At 57.4% G+C, this 20,650-nt stretch carries 20 protein-coding genes; 11 read left to right on the forward strand and 9 right to left on the reverse strand.

The genetic code is table 11. The annotated features are described in order from the left end of the window. Nucleotides 1-14 precede the first annotated feature (14 nt). Nucleotides 15-2,345, forward strand: coding sequence for a penicillin-binding protein 1B (gene mrcB, locus ACESMK_RS18910; RefSeq protein ID WP_373001954.1), 2,331 nt, complete (start codon nucleotides 15-17; stop codon nucleotides 2,343-2,345). Continuing rightward, entirely contained in the window at nucleotides 2,342-2,923 is a 582-nt protein-coding gene (locus ACESMK_RS18915) for a tetratricopeptide repeat protein (protein ID WP_373001956.1), read from the forward strand. The genes mrcB and ACESMK_RS18915 overlap by 4 nt, the downstream gene beginning before the upstream one ends. A gap of 58 nt (nucleotides 2,924-2,981) precedes the next feature. Here ACESMK_RS18915 and ACESMK_RS18920 read toward each other — a convergent pair whose 3' ends face one another. Continuing rightward, the gene (locus tag ACESMK_RS18920; protein ID WP_373001957.1) at nucleotides 2,982-3,917 is read right to left on the reverse strand and encodes a DUF4382 domain-containing protein; all 936 of its coding nucleotides are present in this window, start codon (nucleotides 3,915-3,917) and stop codon (nucleotides 2,982-2,984) included. Nucleotides 3,918-4,141: 224 nt separating this feature from the next. Here ACESMK_RS18920 and ACESMK_RS18925 point away from each other — a divergent pair, with 224 nt between their 5' ends. From ACESMK_RS18925 to ACESMK_RS18940, 4 genes are read left to right on the forward strand one after another with little or no spacing between them, the layout of a single operon-like run. After that, nucleotides 4,142-4,729 carry an RNA polymerase sigma factor gene (locus ACESMK_RS18925; RefSeq protein WP_373001959.1) on the forward strand — a complete coding sequence of 196 codons (588 nt, stop codon included), beginning with the start codon at nucleotides 4,142-4,144 and terminating at the stop codon, nucleotides 4,727-4,729. A 10-nt stretch (nucleotides 4,730-4,739) separates the two neighbouring features. After that, nucleotides 4,740-5,432 (forward strand): anti-sigma factor family protein, encoded by a 693-nt coding sequence (locus ACESMK_RS18930; RefSeq protein ID WP_373001961.1) that lies wholly within the window; start codon nucleotides 4,740-4,742, stop codon nucleotides 5,430-5,432. After that, a complete protein-coding gene (locus ACESMK_RS18935) occupies nucleotides 5,429-5,794 on the forward strand; it encodes a hypothetical protein (protein ID WP_373001963.1) in 366 nt (121 codons plus the stop codon). The genes ACESMK_RS18930 and ACESMK_RS18935 overlap by 4 nt, the downstream gene beginning before the upstream one ends. Nucleotides 5,795-5,847: 53 nt before the next feature. Next, nucleotides 5,848-7,170: a tetratricopeptide repeat protein gene (locus ACESMK_RS18940; RefSeq protein ID WP_373001965.1), complete on the forward strand. Its 1,323-nt coding sequence runs from the start codon at nucleotides 5,848-5,850 to the stop codon at nucleotides 7,168-7,170. 35 nt (nucleotides 7,171-7,205) lie between these two features. Here the strand turns inward: ACESMK_RS18940 and ACESMK_RS18945 are convergent, their stop codons facing one another. The 6 genes from ACESMK_RS18945 to ACESMK_RS18970 all read right to left on the reverse strand — a co-directional run bounded on the left by ACESMK_RS18945 (nucleotide 7,206) and on the right by ACESMK_RS18970 (nucleotide 13,409). Further along, nucleotides 7,206-8,126 carry a lipase family alpha/beta hydrolase gene (locus tag ACESMK_RS18945; RefSeq protein ID WP_373001967.1) on the reverse strand — a complete coding sequence of 307 codons (921 nt, stop codon included), beginning with the start codon at nucleotides 8,124-8,126 and terminating at the stop codon, nucleotides 7,206-7,208. Nucleotides 8,127-8,455: 329 nt separating this feature from the next. Continuing rightward, nucleotides 8,456-9,736, reverse strand: coding sequence for a glutamate-1-semialdehyde 2,1-aminomutase (gene hemL, locus ACESMK_RS18950; RefSeq protein WP_373001969.1), 1,281 nt, complete (start codon nucleotides 9,734-9,736; stop codon nucleotides 8,456-8,458). 15 nt (nucleotides 9,737-9,751) lie between these two features. Next, a complete protein-coding gene (thiE, locus tag ACESMK_RS18955) occupies nucleotides 9,752-10,420 on the reverse strand; it encodes a thiamine phosphate synthase (protein WP_373001971.1) in 669 nt (222 codons plus the stop codon). Continuing rightward, complete coding sequence (locus ACESMK_RS18960) at nucleotides 10,408-11,166, reverse strand: hydroxymethylpyrimidine/phosphomethylpyrimidine kinase (protein WP_373001987.1); 759 nt, start codon at nucleotides 11,164-11,166, stop codon at nucleotides 10,408-10,410. The genes thiE and ACESMK_RS18960 overlap by 13 nt, the downstream gene beginning before the upstream one ends. 41 nt (nucleotides 11,167-11,207) lie before the next feature. Then, complete coding sequence (hemJ, locus tag ACESMK_RS18965; protein WP_373001973.1) at nucleotides 11,208-11,630, reverse strand: protoporphyrinogen oxidase HemJ; 423 nt, start codon at nucleotides 11,628-11,630, stop codon at nucleotides 11,208-11,210. Between the two features lie 3 nt (nucleotides 11,631-11,633). Further along, complete coding sequence (locus tag ACESMK_RS18970) at nucleotides 11,634-13,409, reverse strand: chloride channel protein (protein WP_373001989.1); 1,776 nt, start codon at nucleotides 13,407-13,409, stop codon at nucleotides 11,634-11,636. A 154-nt stretch (nucleotides 13,410-13,563) separates the two neighbouring features. Here ACESMK_RS18970 and argC point away from each other — a divergent pair, with 154 nt between their 5' ends. The 4 genes from argC to erpA all read left to right on the forward strand — a co-directional run bounded on the left by argC (nucleotide 13,564) and on the right by erpA (nucleotide 16,263). Further along, a complete protein-coding gene (gene argC / locus ACESMK_RS18975; protein ID WP_373001991.1) occupies nucleotides 13,564-14,601 on the forward strand; it encodes an N-acetyl-gamma-glutamyl-phosphate reductase in 1,038 nt (345 codons plus the stop codon). Nucleotides 14,602-14,618: 17 nt separating this feature from the next. Beyond that, entirely contained in the window at nucleotides 14,619-15,359 is a 741-nt protein-coding gene (locus ACESMK_RS18980; RefSeq protein ID WP_373001975.1) for a DUF6776 family protein, read from the forward strand. Nucleotide 15,360: 1 nt separating this feature from the next. Beyond that, nucleotides 15,361-15,846: a polymer-forming cytoskeletal protein gene (locus ACESMK_RS18985; RefSeq protein ID WP_373001977.1), complete on the forward strand. Its 486-nt coding sequence runs from the start codon at nucleotides 15,361-15,363 to the stop codon at nucleotides 15,844-15,846. A gap of 84 nt (nucleotides 15,847-15,930) precedes the next feature. After that, the gene (gene erpA / locus ACESMK_RS18990; RefSeq protein ID WP_373001993.1) at nucleotides 15,931-16,263 is read left to right on the forward strand and encodes an iron-sulfur cluster insertion protein ErpA; all 333 of its coding nucleotides are present in this window, start codon (nucleotides 15,931-15,933) and stop codon (nucleotides 16,261-16,263) included. 12 nt (nucleotides 16,264-16,275) lie between these two features. On the opposite strand, the gene ACESMK_RS18995 is transcribed toward erpA, so the two are convergent. After that, nucleotides 16,276-17,373, reverse strand: a complete 1,098-nt coding sequence (locus ACESMK_RS18995; protein WP_373001979.1) for an anhydro-N-acetylmuramic acid kinase — start codon at nucleotides 17,371-17,373, stop codon at nucleotides 16,276-16,278. A 5-nt stretch (nucleotides 17,374-17,378) separates the two neighbouring features. After that, nucleotides 17,379-18,794 (reverse strand): OapA family protein, encoded by a 1,416-nt coding sequence (locus ACESMK_RS19000; protein ID WP_373001981.1) that lies wholly within the window; start codon nucleotides 18,792-18,794, stop codon nucleotides 17,379-17,381. Between the two features lie 304 nt (nucleotides 18,795-19,098). On the opposite strand from ACESMK_RS19000, the gene tyrS reads away from it, so the two are divergent. Next, on the forward strand, nucleotides 19,099-20,301 hold the full coding sequence (gene tyrS, locus ACESMK_RS19005) for a tyrosine--tRNA ligase (protein ID WP_373001983.1): 1,203 nt from the start codon (nucleotides 19,099-19,101) through the stop codon (nucleotides 20,299-20,301). Nucleotides 20,302-20,650 lie beyond the last annotated feature (349 nt).

Genomic DNA, 20,650 nt, shown 5'->3' on the forward strand with positions numbered 1-20,650 from the left:
GTTATAATCGCGCCATGAAAAAATCCAAAGCGCCCTCCAGCCCCAAACGAAAGCCCTCCCGACGTTCGTCAAAAAACGGTCGCCGGCCGTGGTTCTGGCGCTTCTTCTTCCGGTTATGTGCCATCGGTCTCGTTTTGCTGGCCGGCTGGATGGTTTATCTTGATGCCGTTGTGACCTCCCGCTTTGAGGGTCGGCGTTTCGAGGTGCCGTCTCGTGTGTATGCCCGCCCCCTGGAGCTTTTCGATGGCGCCAGTGTCAGTGCCGGTGCACTTGAACGCGAGCTTGCCCTCTCCGGTTTCCGGAAAGGGGACGGCAAGAAAGCGGGCAGTTACCAGCGAAGTGGCAATCGCTTCGTCATCAGTACCCGCGGCTTTTCCTTTCCGGACGGTGATGAACCCAGGCGCAGGGTCTCTTTGACGATCTCGGGCGATCGGGTTCAGAGCTTTTCGGTGATTCAGGGCGACAGCGCACCGATTATCCGGCTTGAGCCGGCGCAGATTGGTGGTATTTACCCGGCGCACAAGGAAGATCGGGTACTGGTTCAACTGGATGAGTTGCCTGCCTTGCTGCCTGCCACCCTGATGGCGGTGGAAGATCGCAATTTTTACGATCATTTTGGTATTGCGCCGCTGTCTATCGGCCGAGCCATGCTGGTTAACCTCCAGGCCGGGCGAATCGTTCAGGGTGGTAGTACACTGACCCAGCAGCTGGTGAAGAACTTTTTCCTGACCCGGGAGCAGACATTGGTAAGAAAGGCCAACGAAGCCTTGATGTCGGTGCTGCTGGAATTGCACTACGAAAAAGATGACATCCTGGAAACCTACCTGAACGAGGTCTACCTCGGACAAGCTGGTACCCGAAGCATTCATGGTTTCGGCCTGGCCAGCCAGTTCTATTTTGGAGAGTCCCTCAAAGATCTGGAAATGCATCAGATCGCATTGTTGGTGGGCATGGTCAAGGGCCCCAGTTATTACAATCCCCGCCGGCATCCGGAGCGCGCGACAGCACGGCGTAATCTGGTTATCTCGGAGATGGAGCAGGCGGGCCTGATCGACCCCGGTCGAGCGGCCAGGGCTCGTGGATTGCCGCTGGGCGTCAGCGATCGCCCCTCGTATTCCGAGAATCGCTACCCCGCCTATATTGATCTGGTCAGAAGGCACCTGGCTCGCGATTACAAGGAAGAAGATCTCCGTAGTGAAGGCCTGCGAATCTTCACTACTCTGAACCCGGCTATTCAGTACGCGGCAGAGTATGCGGTAGCCGATACCCTACCGAGGCTGGAGGGTGGGCAGGCTGCCGAGTCGCTGGAGGCGACTCTCGTAGTCACTGCGAAGGATTCCGGGGAAGTGCTTGCTCTTGTTGGGGGCCGCGATCCGCAGTTTGCCGGTTTCAATCGGGCTCTGGACGCCAATCGCCCGATTGGCTCACTGATCAAACCGTTCATCTACCTGTCGGCATTGCAGGAGCCGGACAGGTATACCCTGACCACACCCGTGCTGGATAAGGGCTTTACGCTGGAGTTTGATGATGGCAAGCGTTGGCAACCCAAGAATTATGATCGCGAGGAACGGGGCGAGGTGCCCTTGCATCAGGCCCTTTCGCGCTCCTATAACCTGCCGGCTGTTCGCGTCGGGCTCGATATGGGCGTGGACACAGTACGTGAGACACTGACAGCGTTTGGCGTAGATACACCCATTTCCCGTTACCCGTCCATGCTCCTGGGATCGGTGTCCATGAGCCCCGTGACGGTTGCTCAGATCTATCAGGGGCTGGCGACGTCTGGCTTCAATACCCCGCTGCGGACGATCCGGGAAGTGACCGATGCCGGCGGTGACGCGTTATCCCGATACAGCCTCGAAGTTGAGCAGGTTGCCGATCCCGCCGTCGTTCATCTGGTGCAATATGCCATGCAGGAAACCATGCAGGAGGGGACTGGGCGCTCTGTCTATAACACCGTGCCCAATCAACTGACTCTGGCGGGCAAGACCGGCACCACAGACGATGGCCGGGATTCCTGGTTTGCCGGGTTCAGTGGCGACTTGCTCACGGTGGCCTGGGTCGGGCGCGATGATAACGGCCCCACCTCACTGACCGGGGCCACGGGTGCGCTTCCTGTGTGGTCAGCCTTTATGGCCCAGGTGCCCCAGCATGGCTTTTCGCCGGTGGTGCCCGACGGTGTCAATTATCACTGGGTCAATGCACGGCAACAGGCGCTGACAGATGAATACTGCGATAATGCCCGCTTGCTGCCGTACATTGCGGGCAGCGAGCCCACACAGACAATTTCATGCTCCGGAAATCTTGAACGTCGTATCCGGGGCTGGTTTGAAGGACTGTTTCAATGATGAACCGTTTTCCGTTCAGAGTGACTCTGATTACCGTCCTGCTTTCTTTCGCCGGCTGTGCATCCGGCCCGGGCGGGGGCATCTATGTGCCGGTGGGTGGTGAGCCAGCCAAGGCGCCTGAGCCGCCCGAAACCAGTGCTGAGGATGAACAGCGCGATTCCCGGGTCTGGCGGAAGAGCGAGCAGCCTGAAGCAGAATCTTCCAGGGAAGAACCTGCCCGCTCCAGTTCCCCCAGTTATCGTGAGACCGGAGATGGCCTCTCGCCAGCAGCGCTCAGCCTGGTGCGTGAGGCCGAACAGTTGTTGAAGCAGGATAATGTTTCCGGCGCTATCGCCCGTCTGGAACGGGCTCAGAGGATAGCGCCCCGGTCTGCGGAGGTGTATTTCAAACTGTCCGAAGCCTACGTTGCGGGTAACCAGTTGGGCTCTGCCGAGCAATTCACGTTGAAGGGCCTTTCCCTGTCGGGAAGTGACGCGCGGTTGCAGAGAGCAGGTTGGCTGTTGCTGGCGGATATTCGTCGGGCACGCGGCAATGTGGCAGGTGCGGACCAGGCGGAAGCAAGAGCCGCCGCGCTCTGAATATGCTTCGTCCGGCAGAGGTCCCCGGCGTTAGGAGACCGCCTGCCGGAACAGAGGCTTATTCGGCGACAGGAATCAGTTCTGCTTCGGTTGTCTGATTGGCAACAACCTCCAGGCTTTGGGTTCCCTCGAAATCGATGTCGTCATCCTGCTCGTTGTTGTCCTCCTGGCAACTGTAACTGATGGTGTAGTTGCCCTCGGGCAGGAAGGCTGCCGTGTAGCTGTAGAGGCTTGATTCATCGTCCGGTTTGACGGGTACGATCATCAGAGGATTGCCTTCTTCGTTGTTTACATTCAGATCCGAGGGTTCGACACCTGCGCCGGAGAACACGTAAACAGCACCGTTGTACTGACAATCGGCTACATTTTCGTCTGCAATACGGGTAGAGCTGATCTGCGCCACATCCACCTGGCCACTGATCGAGCCGACCTCAAGGTTATTCACCAGTCGAAGGGAGGGCTTCAGCATGTAGTCCGCAAGGGCCACGCCCTGAGGGTTTACGATGGACTTGCGCACGTCAAAATCGATGGTGAAATTGGTGGTTGTGTCTGCTGCTACCAGGAAATCTCCCTTCAGCTTGAGGCCACTCTGCTCACCAGATGGTACCGCTAATGAATACTCGCTATCACCGGTGGACTCGCGCTTCACGAAGGAATTCTCCGTGTTGACGATCAAACGCAGTTCGGTATAGGCGCCCGCAGGTACCTCTTTATCTGTTATCAGTGGTTCACTCAGTCCACCTTGAAGATCCAGCAGGTTTACCTGTTCGAACCCTTCAAGGGGGAATTCCACCCATTGGCCGTTCTCGGGTTTCAGGCGTATCTCCGTGAAAGCAATGGTGACATTGCTCAGGTCCATGGCCGGGGCGTCAGTAATGCCAAACGAAACTGTGCCAGTGCCAGATGGGTCTGAGCTGTCGCTGCCACTACCGCCGCACGCCGCAATTCCCGTGGCGAGGGTGGAAATGGCAAGAATTTGGATTGAACGTTTCATATAAACCTCCATGGTTTATTTTCTGGAATCATAGCGAAGCAGCATCGCTACCTGACTCTTCCCTCACGCTGCGATGGAGGGCAGAGTTCCGGAAATTTTGTTAACGTTCCCTAATGTCCTGGAACTCATTGAATGGCCAGATCGGGAACTCGGCAAATGCATCGGCACGGCGACTTGATATAGACTGCGCCGCTGGCATGAACCCACGCAGGTAAAAAACGGCTTTGGCAATTTTTCCTTTCAAGCCCTCGAAGTCCCGGCGTTTTGACGCCCTGGTGCAGCCCCACCTGGACGCCATGTACCGGTTTGCCTACCGTCTGGCGGGTCAGCAACAGGATGCCGAGGATTTGGTTCAGGATGTCGTGGTCAAGCTATTCCCAAAGCTTGATGAGCTGGAAAGCGTTGACCAGTTACGGCCCTGGTTAAACCGGGTGCTCTACCGGCAGTTCATCGACCAGGTCCGGCGAAAGAATCGTCAAGGCGACCGCCCGCTGACCGAGTTGGTCGGTACGGAAAGCCAGGCTGACTGGCTGGACAGCCTCGAATCGGACAGCGTTGGCCCGGATCTGCAGCTGGAGCAGTCTCGCCTGGGGCCGGTGTTGGACCGGGTGATGATGACTCTGACACCCGATCAGCGAACTCTGTTGTTGCTTCATGATGTGGACGGCTGGCGCCAGGAAGACATCGCGGAGGTGCTGGACATCCCGCTGGGAACCGTAAAATCGCGGCTACACCGGTGCCGGGCGGCCCTGCGAAAGAAATTGCAGCGGGAGCTGGAACCAACTGAGCCAGCTGGGCGTGTGGGGGAGTGAGGTGAAGACAATGTCCTGCAACGAAATCCGGGTGGATTTACCCGCTTACATCAACAACCAGCTTTCTGCCCCCGCCCATGACCGGGTGGAAGCGCATATTGCTGACTGCCCGGCGTGCCGCGAGTGGCTTGCCTCGGAGCGTGCTCTGAACCGGGCTTTGCAGGAGCAATTCAGCGTCCCTGCGCCTTCTCCTGATTTTCACAACCGTGTTTTGTCCTCTGCCCGAGGCGCAGTCAATCCGAAGTCTGGATGGAGTCACGGTGCGCTGGGTGGTGCCATTGCAGCGGCTCTGGCCCTGGGTATCGGCCTGGGTTTTCTGTTCCAGCCCGATAGAGTGACTGACAACGTCGAGCCTGTTGTCACGTCGTCGGAAAATGCCCCTGAAACCCCGGCATCCGCGATTGCTGAACCTGTTGAGAAAACCGTGCGCCTTGCCTTCCGTTCGGGTGAAGCCCTGGAAAACGTTACGCTTACCCTGGAGCTGCCACCCAATGTGGAATTGGCCTCTTGGCCAGGGCATCGTGAGCTTAGCTGGAAGGTAAGCCTTAATGCCGGGGAGAACGTCTTGTCGCTGCCTCTGAAGCTCCTTTTTCCCGGTGCCGGTGAGTTGGTGGCGCGACTGGACACCGGAAATCGCCAGAAAACCTTCAGGGCCCCGGTTCCCGAATACCCACAACGCCCGATTGAGGATCCCGAATCATGACAGGTGAAAGGTTTGCAATGAGCGTAAGGCTGGTCGGGTTGCTGATGGTCGGGTTTTGGGTCCCGGTGACAACACTGGCTAATGACGATCTGGATGTTACCATGCGAATGGTGACTGACGACGCAGAGCTCACCGATTCAGTGGTGCGGGAAATCGAGCTGCCCCGCGCTATCGAAAGACCCGACAATCCGGGCAAGTCTGGGTCCCGTGGGCTGGATGCGGCGAGTGAAGCCCGAGAAAGGGGGCGCGAGTTCGGCGAATCCATGTCCGAAAAAGCCAGGCAATCCCGCGAGCTCATCAAGGGTAAGCCCGAGCGGCCGGAACGCCCGGAGCTACCGGATGCACCCGGGCTGGATCGCTGAAGCCGGATATGTAACCGGTCCTGCCCCGCGTGAATTAATCCGGAGAAACCTGTTTGCTGGTATTTTGGCGCGCCCTGTCCCTGTTCCTTTTGTTAATGCCCACAATGATTCTTCAGGCGGCGGAAACGGACGCCGGCATGGAGGATTTCCATGCCGGCGTTGAAGCCTTTGAGGCAGGAGACCTGAGCGCTGCGAAACAGCGCTTCCAGAGTGCCGCTGATGCAGGCCTGGCATCTCCGTCGCTTTTCTACAATCTCGGTGTTGTCTGCTATCAGCTGGGTGACTATGTCGCCGCTGAATCGGCCTTCCGTGCCTTGCTGGACGGCTCCAATGGTGCCCTGGCGAGTTATAACCTTGGTCTGGTCGCGCTTGCCAGGGAAGCGCCTGTCGAAGCCCGCCACTGGTTCGAACAGGCCTCATCGGAGAAGGCGCCGGATAAAGTCCGTACCTTGGCCCGGGCCCAGCTGAATAAACTGGCCGACGGAGTTCCGCCAAGTGCCGGCCAGCCTTCCATTCGCGGCTATCTAGGTATCTCCGGCGGATACGATTCCAATATTGCCGGCTTGCCCGAGGATACGGTGTCCAGCGAGGGTGGGGGCTTTCTCGAAGCACTGGCTGCCGGAACCTTCGAGCGGCCAGTCGGCACGCGCTCCCGGATCGCCCTCGACGCGGCCGCTTATTCCCGCGAACACCCGTCGGATGACGAATACGATACTCAGGTGTTGCAGGGACGAATCACCTGGTCTGAGACTCTGGCCGCAGGTGAGCGTGGGGCACTGGTATCTTTGGTGAAATCCTGGTTCGACAGTCAATCCCTTGAAACCCGGTCCGGCATTGAGGGGTTTTATCGTTGGCGGCAGTGTCCGCTACCGGCAGCGCCTGACCAGTGTGGAATATCCCTGGCCGCCGCTACCGTGAACGGTGGCTCCGGGTTCGAGGCTTATGATGGCCAGTGGTATCGGGCCCGCCTCCATGGGCTCAAGTACCTTGGATCCTGGCGGTTCGACGGCGAATACTCACTGGAGATCAATGACCGACGGGATCTGCGAACAGCCGATGAATTTGTCAGTGTCTCTCCCACCCACCACACCCTGAAGGTTGCCAGTCGCTATCGCTGGCAGCCCGACCTGGCTCTCGGCGCAACAGGCTCGGTTCGCCACAGCCGATACCAGGATGACCATCAATTGGTGACCGCAGCTGGTGAGAGCGGCCGCCGGGAGGATAACCGTCTGGAGATCGGATTGCTGGTGGAAAGGTCTCTGGACAGCCGGTGGCTGGTCCGGGGGGAGTGGCTGGTTCGGAACACCAGAAGCAGTCTGTCGCAGTACGAGTATCAGCGCCAGACGCTGATGTTGACCCTGGAAGGGGCCTTCTAGCTCTGCACTGCAAAGCCAGAAGGCCGGCTAGCCTTTTACAGTCCGGCGTTCCTTAACCGGTTGGCGTGTTGCTTGAAGACCGCTTTTGGGTCTGTTTCGAACAGGCTGTGCAGGCCCAATGCCTGGTTCACTTCGTCCAGGTGGTTCATGAAGTAATTGTCCCGGATAACCTTGCCAAACCGACTGCTGCAGCGACCAACCAAACCATCGTTCTGGCTGAAGCCGAAGGCGAGGCTGGTCGTGCCCAGCAAGGCGTCGGACGGATCCAGTACATTGGTAAGAACGCCGGTGCCGCCCCAGGAGTAGAAGCGGACTCCATTCGCGGAGTAGGCCCCTTCACCGCAGGCGGTTGCCGGAATGCCAGCGGGTGCAAAGTTGTTGAACTCGGCGCTGCCCTGGGTGGTCAGTGATTTCAGGCTGGAACGCAGGTCCTGGTTATAACCGCCTCCGGACAGCAGGTCGATCAGCCCGCCGAGGGCATTGCCCAGGCTCGCTGCGAGGCTTTCGGCCGGGGAGCCGTAGATCAGGTCCGCAACCGGCGAACCTTTGTGCGGCGAGCCGACGGACGTCACCGAGGCGACCAGATCGGGCCGTACCCTGGCAATGTAGCGGGCGGTGGGGCCGCCATGGCTGTGGCCAATCAGGTTGACCTTGCCATGCACGGCTGCGATGGCCTGTACCTGTGGTAGCAGGGCTTCACCGCGGGCGATGGTGCTGTCCAGGGCAGGCACCTGGGTAGTGTAGACATCGGCGCCGTATTTACGGAGATCTTCCGCCACGCCGTACCAGTAGTCCACGCCGGCAATGGAGTCAAAGCCGAACATGCCGTGCACCAGCACAACCGGGTAACGGGTATCGGTGTAGTTAGAAGGCGTCGAGTCCCACCACCAGGCGGCAGAGGGGGCGGACCAGGCCACAGTCAGGGCCAGGGCCATTGCTTGGATCCAGAGTTTCATTGTCGTTCCTACAGTTTGATGTTGTGTTTGTTATTCAAACTGCGGCGCAACCTAACGGGCTGTTCCAGAGACGTCTTTCTCTTACTGCATCTGCCTATGGGCAGATCGAGTGCTTCCGTGCGCTGACTTGATTCTTATGCTTGTTAGATTGGTGCCGTCAGAGCATCTCGGTAGAGATTAGATCAACATTTAATCAGTCGGGATGGTAAGTCAACGGCGAAAGAGGCCAGGTGAGTGTGTTCGCCGCAGAAGTGTGACGTCGATCACGTCGATGGCCCCGCGGGACATGCTGTGACATGCGGGGCCATCGATGGGAAAGGGACGAAATATCAGAGCGTTGCCATGACCTTTTTCGCCGCCGCTATGGTATCGGCGATGTCTTGTTCTGACAGCGCAGCCGTAGTGAAGCCGGCCTCGAACGCAGAAGGGGCAAGATAGATTCCCTCTTTCAACATGCCCTGGAAGAATTTCTTGAATCGCTCAACATTACAGGCCATCACCTGGTCAAAGCGGGTGACAGAGTTTTCCTCGGTGAAGAAGAAACCGAACATGGCACCCGCGCTCTGTACCGTCAACGGAATGCCGGTGGCGTCCGCGGCTTCTTTCAGGCCATCGCGGACGGCATTGGTTTTTTCGGTCAGTCGATCGTGGAAGCCTGGCTCGGAGATTGCGTTCAGCGTCGTCAGGCCGGCGCACATGGCAAGCGGGTTGCCGCTCAGGGTGCCTGCCTGATAGACCGGACCGAGCGGTGAAATGTGCTCCATGATTTCCCGTTTACCGCCAAAAGCACCAACAGGAAGCCCTCCACCGATCACCTTGCCCAACGCCGTGAGGTCCGGCGTAACGCCGTAGAGCCCCTGAGCACCGCCGAGGGAAACCCGGAACCCGGTCATCACCTCGTCGAAGATCAGAACAGTACCGTGTTCGTTACACACTTCCCGCAGGGCCTCGAGGAAACCTGGAACGGGGGGAATGCAATTCATGTTGCCAGCCACGGGCTCTACGATAATGGCGGCAATCTGGTCGCCCATCTCTTCGAAGCATTCCCGAACGCTGTCTATGTCGTTGTAGGTCAGCGTGATGGTGTGCTCTGCAAGGCTGGCGGGAATACCCGGTGAATTCGGTACCCCAAGGGTGAGGGCGCCGGAGCCGGCTTTGACCAGCAGAGAGTCCACATGGCCGTGGTAGCAGCCCTCAAATTTCACGATCTTGTCGCGGCCGGTGTATCCCCGGGCCAGGCGGATAGTGCTCATGGTGGCTTCGGTGCCGGAATTCACCATGCGGACCAGCTCGATGGATGGCACCAGTTCGCACACTTTTTTGGCCATCTCGGTTTCTAGGGCCGTGGGCGCGCCGTAACCAACCCCCAGATCAACCTGCGCGTGCAGGGCATCCTTGATGCGCTGGTCCCCGTGGCCAAGAATCATGGGGCCCCAGGAACCGATGTAATCGATGTAGCGCTGGTCGTCTTCATCGTACAGATAGGCGCCCTGGGCGTGCTTGAAGAAGATGGGCGTGCCGCCGACGCCCCGAAAGGCCCGAACCGGAGAATTCACGCCACCGGGAATGTATTTTTGGGCCTGCTCGAACAGGGTTTCGGAGTGCGTCATGGGTCTGGGCTCCTGTTATTCCGGAATTGAAAAAAGTGGGTGATGTTCTGCGAACGAACGCTCAAAGGCCCTTGCCCGTTGCTCAATGTCGTCAGCGCTACCGCCAAACAGGCCGCCAACCACGGCAAGCATATCGGCACCGGCCCGAATCAAGGACTCAGCGTTTTCGACAGTGACACCTCCAATGGCGGTGAGTGGGCGCTGGAAATATTTTGCCTCGGTTAGCACAGTTGGCGATGCGGCCGGTGCTCCGGGCTTGGTCGAGGACGTGTAAAAGCGGCCGAATGCCAGATAGTCAGCGCCTGCTTCCAGGCCGGCCCGAGCCAATGCCAGGTCAGCGTGGCAGGTTATACCGAGAATGGCCTGATCCCCGAGCAGACGGCGAGCCGCTACCAGTGAGCCATCTGTCTGCCCCAGATGGGCCCCGGCTGCCCCGACCCGTTTTGCCAGTTCCGGGTCGTCATTGATCAACAACGGCACGCGGGCATTCCGGCAGAGAGCCTGCAAGTTTCTGGCCTGGGAAAGTCTCTCGGCCATTGGCGCGTTCTTCTCGCGATATTGTACCATGGCGGCGCCACCCCGAAGCGCGGCCTCTACCGACTCAATCAGGCTTTCCGGGGGTGTGAGCAAGCTGTCGGTGATGGCGTACAGGCCTGGGCGAAGTCCTTTGCTTACCGTTCCCACAGAATACCCCGGTCCGGGACTGGCTGGCCTTTGCCGACTTCCAGAGCGTGCAATATGGCGCGATGGACGTAGTTCTGGGCCTGGGAAATAGCGGCGCGCTGAGACAGGCCGGAGGCTCGTCCGGCAGCAATGGCTGCAGCCAGCGTGCAGCCGGTGCCGTGGTACTCGCCGCCGATACGCTCAACCTCCCAGCGCATGGGTTCTGGCGCGTGGTTATAGAGCGTGTTGATAATGTGAACGCCAGTGCCGTGCCCCCCCGTGGCCAATACCGATTCGCACCCGCCTCCCAACAGCCTGGCTGCGGCCTGGTCAGGGTCATCGCTGCCCCCGAGTAGTGCCAGCTCGATACCATTCGGGGTAATCATCTCTGCCAGCGGAAACAGCTTCTCTTTCATGGCGCTAACCAATTCGTCGTCGGCCAGGTCACCACCGCCTGCGGCCTTGATCACGGGGTCAGTAATCACTGGTATGCCGGGGTGTTCGCGAACAAAATCCACAAGTACATCCACAACGGCGGCATTGCCCAGAGCGCCGGTTTTGATGGCGTGAATGGGGGTGTCCTCAGCCAGGCACTGGAGTTGCTGGCGAATCAGGTCAGCCGATACGGCTTCGGCGCCATACACGTTGCGGGTATCCTGAACAGTGAGGCAGGAGAGAACCGGCAAGGGGTGGCAACCCAGAGAGGTGACTGCCTGAATGTCGGCCTGAATGCCCGCACCGCCGGAGGGGTCGAGGCCGGAAAGAATCAGAACCTGGGGTCGGGTATAGCGTTTAATGGCTCAGCTCCTCAAAACGGTTTGACAACAGCCAGGATAACCACGGCGAGCAGGATCAGCACCGGCAGTTCATTGAACCACCGGTAAAACACATGGCTTCTGGTGTTCTGGTCGTCCCGGAACACCTTTACAAGGTGTCCGCAGTAAAAATGGTAAACAATCAGGATTGCCACCAGTAACAGCTTGGCATGCATCCAGCCCTGGCTGAAATAGCCGGACACATTGTAACTGATCAGCCATACCCCGAAGACAACCGTCGCGATCATTGAGGGGGTGGTGATGCCCCGATAAAGCTTGCGCTCCATGATTTTGAACCTTTCCCGCCCCGGCTCGTCGTTGCACGCGGCATGGTAGACGAACAGTCTGGGCAGATAGAAGATGCCTGCGAACCAGCACACCAGTGAAATAATATGGAAGGCTTTCACCCACAGCATTCGTCAGCTCCGTCGGTATTGGTAGTAACTCTCGATATCGGCTTTCAGTACCACGCCATAAACCCGCTGGATCATGGGCGCCACGTGACGTTGTACGTAGAGAGCCTCGGCATTGGTTGCATCGAACTGGTTTAACGCTTCCTCCAGGGTTGCCTGATACTGCACGGGGGCAACGTCTCGACGGTTCGCGGGGATGTCCATCAGATCAATGGACTCTGGCGGTTCGATCTCCTCTTCGGCTACCAGCTTTTCCGTATCCTCCAGGTATCTCGCCAGGTCCACCGCCGGCAACAGTGCAGTGGGGCCGCTACTGCCTTCAACCACCAGCCACTTTGGCTCGGATTTCAGGACCTTGCGGGCCTCTTCCTCCGTCAGGTGCCGTTCAGTTCGCAGTATGCTGCGGTCCATGATGGCTCCAACCGACACCCGTCGCAGTGCCTGTATAACCGGGGAATTCTGGTAGCTCAGCCCCTGGTTCTTGAGAATCGTCAGGAACAATGACTTCTTACCGAAGGCTTCGCTGGTGACCAGACTCGAGGTGGTAATAATAAGCATGCCCGGAAGAATGATGTTGGGGTTTCGCGTGAGTTCCATCAATGCCATCAGGGCAGCGAGCGGAGCCTGAAGCACGGCGCCCATCATGGCGCCCATTCCGAGCATGGCGTAAAAGCCAACGGATGATGCCTGTTCGGGCGCCATCTGGGCGCCGATCAAGCCCATGGCGCCTCCCAGGGTTGCCCCCATGAACAGGGTAGGGCCTATCACCCCGCTTGGCATCCCCAGCCCGATTGAGAGAGAGGTTATGACCAGCTTGGCGACGCCAGCTCCCAGTAACAGCCAGAAGCCCAGTTGGCCGTTGATGGTCTCGTTCACCGTGTCGTAGCCGATTCCCATGGTTTCCGGAACCAGGATGGCGAAGGGCACCATCAGCAAGCCCGCAATGGTAATACGTAATAGCACCGGGCGGTGGTGGTGTTTGCCCATGGTATCAACCAGTTGGATAAACAATGCCGCGGCAATGCCGATAATGACGGCAATCGCCAGAATCCAGGGTATCTCCAGTAACGAATTCATGGTGAGCGCCGGAACACTGAACGCCGGTTCCGCACCATACACCGCCTGGGTAACGATTGCGGCGCTCACAGCCGCCAGAATGATCGGGGTAAAGCCGGCAATGGTGTACTCCATCATCACGACTTCCATGGCGAAAATGACACCCGAGATCGGAGTGTTGAACGAAGCCGAGATGGCTGCAGCACAGCCGCACGCCACAAGTGTACGGATACTGTTGTTTGGGAGGCGCATCCACTGCCCCATCAAACTGGAGAAGGCCGCGCCCAGGTGAACGGCAGGGCCCTCCCGACCCGCCGACTGGCCGCTGACAACCGTCGCTACGCCTGAGATGAACTGCACAATCGCACTTCGGATGGATATGTAACCCTGATGATAGTTCAGGCGTTCCATGACATGAACGATGCCGACCTTGCGGTCGTGGGTGGCCAGGCGGTGCATTAACAAACCCAGACTCAGAGCGCCGGCAAGGGGAAGAAGCCCTCGGGTTAGCAGGTCGAGTTGCTCGAATGACTCGGAGCCTTCTCCGGGAAGAAAATGCTCCAATGGCCATTCAATGGCAAGACGGAACACCAGAATTACACCGCCGGTGACGATTCCTGAAAGCAGGCCCAGAACGGCCAGTTGCGGCAATGCATCAACACCCGACAACCGGCGCCGGAAAACAGGAATCAGATGCTCGGTAATCTGGTGCCAGATTTTCTGCATGGGGCCAGCGTTCCGGTGAATTTGGATGGACTGCCAGAGGGTTTCTGACAACATTGTAACGGTCGCCCTGAGGGCTGCAATAAGTCATTGGTTTATCATGGTAGACTACGGCGTTAAAGCTCATAATTCTGATACCGCGTCGCTGGAGAAAATGGTGATTAAAGTAGGCATCGTTGGTGGCACTGGTTATACCGGTGTGGAACTGTTGAGAATTCTCGCGGTTCACCCTGAAGTTTCGGTCAGTTGCATTACATCCCGCTCCGAAGCCGGCATGCCGGTTGCGGATATGTACCCGAATTTGCGTGGCCACTATGACCTGGCGTTTTCAGAGCCGGATGTCGGCGTGCTCGGAGCGTGCGATCTGGTTTTCTTTGCCACGCCCCACGGTGTGGCCATGAGAATGGTTCCGGAACTGATGGCCGCCGGCGTTCGTGTAGTGGACCTGTCTGCCGATTTTCGCCTGAAGGACCTTGATGTTTGGGCCAACTGGTACGGTATGGCTCACGAGAGCCCGGAATGGGCGGATAAAGCCGTTTACGGGCTGCCGGAAGTTGTCCGTGAAGAAATTCGCACGGCACAACTGGTTGCCAACCCGGGCTGCTACCCGACCGCTGTCCAGCTGGGTTTTCTGCCTTTGCTCGAGCAGGGATTGGTGGATCCGGCCCGTTTGATTGCGGATGCCAAATCCGGTGCCAGTGGTGCGGGCCGTCAGGGCAAGATCGGCATGCTGCATGGTGAGATCGGGGAAAGTTTCAAGGCCTATGGCGCATCCGGCCATCGCCATTTGCCAGAGATCCGTCAGGGTTTGTCTGCCGCAGCTGGCGGAAATGTGGGCGTAACGTTTGTCCCCCACCTGATTCCGATGATCCGCGGCATTGAGGCGACGCTCTACGCCGAGCTGAAAAATCCGGCCAATTTTGATCGGCTGCAGGCGCTGTTCGAAGAGCGTTTCGCCGAAGAGCCCTTTGTCGACGTCATGCCCTTCGGCAGCCATCCGGAAACCCGTAGTGTGCGTGGGGCAAACCAGTGTCGTATGGCGTTGCACAGGCAAGAGCAGAGCAACATTGTGATTGTCTCTTCTGTCATCGATAACCTGGTCAAAGGTGCTGCAGGTCAGGCGGTCCAGAACATGAACATTATGTTCGGCCTGAAAGAAACCATGGGGCTTGAGGCTCCGGCACTTTTGCCTTGATGCCCTAAGGGAACACTGTGAGCGAACAGCGAAAGCCGGCTGAAGAATATGTGGTCATTCGTCATCGCCCGGGCTACCGCCTGCGAAGAACGGCCATCCTGCTGGTGTTCACCATTGTTGCCGCGGTTGCCGGTTATGCAACGGGCCTGGCCCAGGGTGGTTTTCGGTTCTCCAGTGCTGAGGAGTCAAATCAGGTACTTGAGAATGAGGTTCAGACACTCCGGGCGGATTACCGTGAGGCACGGCAGCAGTTGATTAACCTGGAACGTGGGCGGGCTATTGATGAGCAGGCCCTGAATCAGGCACGAAAAACCATCGTTGATCTGGAAACCCGGATTGCGTCGCTGCAATCGGACCTGACGTTCTATAAAAATATTATGGCGCCGTCGGAGACCAGCAAAGGCCTCCAGGTCGACAGTTTCACGCTGGCCCGTGCCCGGAACCAGGGCACCTATGACTTCAAGCTGGTGCTGACTCAGGTCGGTAACAACAAGAGCTACATTTCCGGTGTGGTGGCGGTGAACGTCATTGGTTTAAGAGATGAAGAGAAAGAGGTCATCGCGCTGCGGGACCTTTCCGATGATATTGCGGATCTCGGGGTGAAATTCCGCTTCCGCTATTTCCAGGATGTCGAAGGTTCCCTGGAGTTGCCGGACGAATTTGAACCGCTCGAGATTCAGGTGGTAGCCCAGGCGGAAGGGAAAAAATCCTCGCAAGCCGAGCGTACTTTTAACTGGGATGACTTAACGGAGAATTGACATGCTTGGCAAGAAAAAGCAGAAGCCGCGCCGGCCCACTGGCCATTTCGACACCCTGATTTCCTCGCGAACGACGGTGGAAGGGGATGTACACTTTTCTGGCGGTCTGCATGTGGATGGTCGGATTCGCGGCAAGGTTGTTGCCGATGAAGGGACGGATGCGGTACTCAGGGTTTCGGAAGTTGGCGAAGTGACTGGCGACATCAACGCGCCTCACGTCATTATCAATGGGACTGTGCACGGAGATGTCTATGCCTCGGCACACCTTGAGCTGGCGGAAAAAGCCTCTATCAATGGCAGCGTTTATTATAATCTCATTGAGATGGCGATGGGTGCGTCGGTGAATGGCAACCTGGTACATCAAAGGGAGCCAGTCGGGTTACTTGGGCAGGATAGTCACTCTGCCGGGGCCAACAAAGGCAAGGCCCCTGCAGGCGACGAAGCGTCAGAATCCGAAGCAACGTCCGATGGTGGAAAGTCCGAATAGTTGATTGTTTTAGTCAGGAATACCATAATCGCCTGAGTTGTTCACGATAATCCGGAGGCGAACTTGAGCGCAGTTCAGCAACAAATGGCCACACCGCTGTTCTTCAGTGACAGCGCCGTTGCCAAAGTACGTGAGTTGATCGAGGAAGAGGAGAACCCCGAGCTCAAACTCCGCGTCTTTGTCACGGGCGGGGGCTGCTCCGGATTCCAGTACGGCTTCTCATTTGACGAAAACCAGGATGAAGAGGACACCGTCATTGAGCGAGACGGCGTATGTCTTCTGGTGGATCCGATGAGTTACCAGTATCTCGTGGGCGCAACTATCGATTATCAGGAAGGCCTTCAGGGTTCGCAGTTCGTCGTCCAGAATCCGAATGCCAGCTCCACCTGTGGGTGTGGCAGTTCGTTCTCTATCTGACCAGGGAGAGCTTCAGGCAGGGTAAATGGCGCCCAGGATGCGCGGGCCGGCTGCTCCAGTCACATCCGGTAAGTTACCCGGCTTCCCCTCAATCGCCTGCTTTGCAAGCCAGGCAAATGCAACAGGCTCCACCATTTGCGGGTCTACGCCCAGCTCCGATGTGAGGGTGAGTCGGGCTTGGGGCAGTGCTTTGCCAAGCTCCGACATCAGGAGTGGGTTTCGTGCGCCACCGCCGCACACGTAAATTCCAAGGTCGCCAGTCTGAGGCAACTGCTTCACCACGCTGGCAACAGTCAGTTGCAGCAGGGTTCGCTGAATATCCTCGGTAGCAATGTCCGGGTGGCGGCTCACCAGTGTTTTCACCCACTCAAGATTGAACCGTTCCTTCCCGGTACTCTTTGGCGGCGCCTTGGCAAAGTAGGCATCCGAGAGCATGTCGTTGAGTAGATCCTGGTTGACATGGCCCTCGCTGGCCCAATGGCCATCGCTGTCGAAAGGAAGCCCGGTCTGGTCCAGGCACCAGGCATCCATCAGTGCGTTGGCCGGGCCGGTATCGAACCCGGTTGCTGGTAGGTTACCGCTTGCGGGAAGCCAGGTGATGTTGGCGATACCACCGAGATTGAGAATGCATCGGTTCTCTGTCTCCGAGCTGAAAAAAGCCTTGTGGAAGGCAGGAACCAGCGGGGCTCCCTGGCCTCCAGCTGCCATATCCCGCCTCCGGAAGTCGGCAACCGTCGTAATTCCGGTGGCCTCAGAAACCACTGAGGGATTGCCAATCTGGATCGAAAAAGGCGCTGGTCCGGATGGCTGATGGCGCAGTGTTTGCCCATGGCTGCCTATGCCCCGAATGGCAGCCGGGTTAAAACCAGAAGCGCTTATGACTTCGTCTGCGACCTGGGCGAACAATGTGCCAACCAGAGTGTCCAGTTCACCGATTTCATCGGGGTCGGCCTGGTTCTGGCTGGCGGCCAGAAGGCGGTGTCGGACCGGGTCGGGATAGGGAGCTGTGCGAGAGGTGTGAATCTGTACGGAGTTGTTCTGAAAGGACACCAGCACGGCGTCAATACCGTCCATGCTGGTGCCGGACATTATTCCTATCCAGGCTTCCATTGCGCTCAGTCGTCTGAAGCCAGTGCGAGTTGCTGGTAGCTCTCGCGGAATACGTCAAACTGTGCGATACGCTGTTCGGTGAATTGCTTGAACCGCGCCATCTCGGAAGACGGAATGGGCTTCGCGTCTGGCAGCTTTACGGTGCGAGAGTTACGTGGAGCGCCGTTCACCCTGAACTCATAGTGCAGGTGCGGACCGGTTACCATGCCGGAAGAGCCGACATAGCCGATGGTTTCGCCCTGTTTCACTCGCGTGCCGTTCTTGATGCCTTTTCCCAGGCGGCTCATGTGAGCGTACAGGGTGGTAATGTTGTCGCCATGCTGCAGGATTACGGTGCGGCCGTAGCCTCCTTTCCAGCCGGCAAATTTCACACGCCCAACACCCGCTGCCTTGATGGGGGTTCCCGGAGGCGCTGCGTAGTCGGTGCCCTCGTGCGGCCTAACTACGTCCAGCACGGGATGGCGGCGCTGCATGTTGAACGGGGAAGAGACCCGGGCGTTGATCGGTGTTCTCAGGAAGGCTTTGCGCATGCTCTTGCCGTTGGGCGCGTAATAGTCGCTGTCGCCATCGCTGTTGGTGTAAAGCAGGGCAAGGTTTTCTTCGCCGCGGTTAACGAACCTGGCAGACAGGATGCGGCCAGTGTCGAACTTTTGGCCGTCCAGATAGAGCTCTTCGTAAACGACTTCAAACTGATCGCCCTTGCGGACATCGTATACAAAATCGATGTCCCAGCCGAAAATGCCGGCCAGCTCCATGGTAAGGCGATCGTTGAGCCCAGCCTCGCGTGCAGACAGATAAAGGGAGCCGTCAATGGTGCCGGATGCGAAGGCTGGCCGTGCTTCAGGCTTGCGAACTTCGGTCTCGCCGAAAAAGTTATCGCCTTCCTTCCGGATCTTCAGCATTTCCAGGAGATTCCGTTGCAGCTCAATGGCTGCAAGTGACCCATCATCGGTTGTTGCGAAACGGATGGTCTCGCCGGAGTACAACCGCTGAAGTTTGTCCGCTTCACCGTCACCGTGGATAACGGCAAGCATGATGCCATCATTGAAACCGGCTTTTTTGAACAGGGAGGAAAGCGTGTCACCGGATTTGATTGAGAAGGTCTGCCAGTCGAGTTCCGGTTCCCTGGGCGTCGTCGGTTGTTCCGGCTCAGACAGGCTCGCTTGCTGGCTGACAGGCGTTGCGATGTCTTCTGCCTCCAGTGGCTCTGGCTGGCTTTCTGTCCGGCTTTCAGCCGGCTGTGCTTCTTGCTCCGAGGACGGGGTATTTGTCTTGGAAGCGGTGCCTTCCTCCAGATCGAGAGAGTAGGACATTCTCTTGGCTTCAACGTTGCTGCTCGGGCTCATGAGAATGGCGCTGGTGACAACAAGGGTCGCCGCGGCAGCAATGGTAATGTGTGTTTTTGGAAACATTTTCAGCACGTGTCACACCCGTTTTAATCGGTATTCCGGCAGCTTGTATTACCTAATTAAAGCTGTAGTTCAAGTATAGTCCAACAGATTACCGTATAAAATGCATGCGGGACAGCGTGGAACATTACGGTTACTGTCCCAACCTCCGGATTTCTTTTGACAGCGTTGTTATAATACGCCGCCCTGCGATATCGGCATTGATCAAAATCTGGTCAGCCTACTTTAGCAGGGGATCAGGTAACTCACAGATTTCTTTTGTTGAGCTCTGTAACTGGCAGGGCTTTTTCAGGATCAAAGCGGAGACGTGTTGTTCATGGCATCCATTGATGAAGCGTTGGCGATAATCAAGCGAGGCGTAGACGAACTCATTCCGGAGGATGAGCTTATCGAGAAGCTGAAGGAAGGTCGTCCGCTCCGGATCAAGGCGGGTTTCGATCCCACCGCACCAGATCTTCATCTTGGGCACACGGTTCTCATCAACAAGCTTCGGCAATTCCAGGATCTCGGTCACGAAGTGATGTTTCTGATTGGTGATTTCACCGGAATGATCGGTGATCCTACTGGTAAGAGTGCCACGCGCCCTCCATTAACAGAGCGGCAGGTTGCCGAGAATGCCGTTAGCTATAAAGAGCAGGTGTTCAAGATCCTGGACCCTGCAAAAACCCGTGTCATGTTCAATTCCGATTGGATGGGCAAAATGAGCGCCGCCGACATGATCAAGTTGGCAGGGCAGTACACCGTTGCCCGGATGCTGGAGCGGGATGATTTTACCAAGCGCTACCGCGCTGAGCAGGCGATCGCAATTCACGAGTTCCTTTACCCGTTGGTTCAGGGTTACGACTCGGTGGCCATGGAAGCCGATGTTGAGTTGGGCGGGACCGACCAGAAGTTCAACCTGCTAATGGGGCGCATTCTCCAGAAGCACTACGGCCAGTCGCCCCAGGTAATCCTTACCATGCCGATTCTGGAAGGGCTCGATGGTGTCCAGAAGATGTCCAAATCTCTGGGTAACTACGTGGGGGTAAATGACTCGCCGGGTGAAATGTATACCAAGCTGTTGTCTATGCCTGATGAGCTTCTTTGGCGTTACTTCGAGCTGTTGAGCTTCCGGCCGCTTGCGGAGGTGGAGGAGTTCCGTAAGGCTGTCGCCGATGGTGCCAACCCCCAGGACTATAAGAAGTTGCTGGCGGAAGAGATTATTACCCGGTTTCACGACGAAGAAGCGGCGCGTACGGCCCACAAGTCTGCCGGTAATCGCGTGGCCCTTGGCGAGATTCCTGACAATGTGCCGACTGTAGAGGTGCCTCTGGAGGGGCAGTCAGAGATTCCGATGGCGTCCGTGCTTCGCCTGGCGGGTTTGGTGAAAAATGGCGCGGCAGCGAGAGATGTTCTGGGTCGCGGTGCCGTCTTTTTGGATGGCCAGAAATTTGAAGGCGATCGGATGTTTGTAGAAGGTGATGATTGCGTGATCCAGGCAGGCAAGAAGAAGATTGCCCGGGTTCTGATCACTGCATAATCGATTTTGGGCGATTTTGAGTTTTTTTCAAAATCGCCGTTGACACCCTTCAGCAGGTCTGTAGAATGCGCATCTCTTTCGAGGGGAGCACCGCTGAGGCGGCTCAGAAATCGAAAGGTAACTGTTTGAAAGTTTTGAAGAAAATGAGTTTTTAAATTCTTCAGAAAGCAGTTGACAGGCAAGCGATTCAATGTAGAATGCGCGCCTCGAAACAAGCAGTAAGCCGGGTCATTTTTCGGCGCTTTCCGGAGACGGAAAACATCGAAAAATAAACGGTTGACAAGGCAGCGGAACGATGTAGAATACGCGGCCTTGATTGAGCAACAGCTCAAACGCTCTTTAAAAAGTT

The organism is Marinobacter sp., from assembly GCF_041687235.1.
Classification (GTDB): domain Bacteria; phylum Pseudomonadota; class Gammaproteobacteria; order Pseudomonadales; family Oleiphilaceae; genus Marinobacter.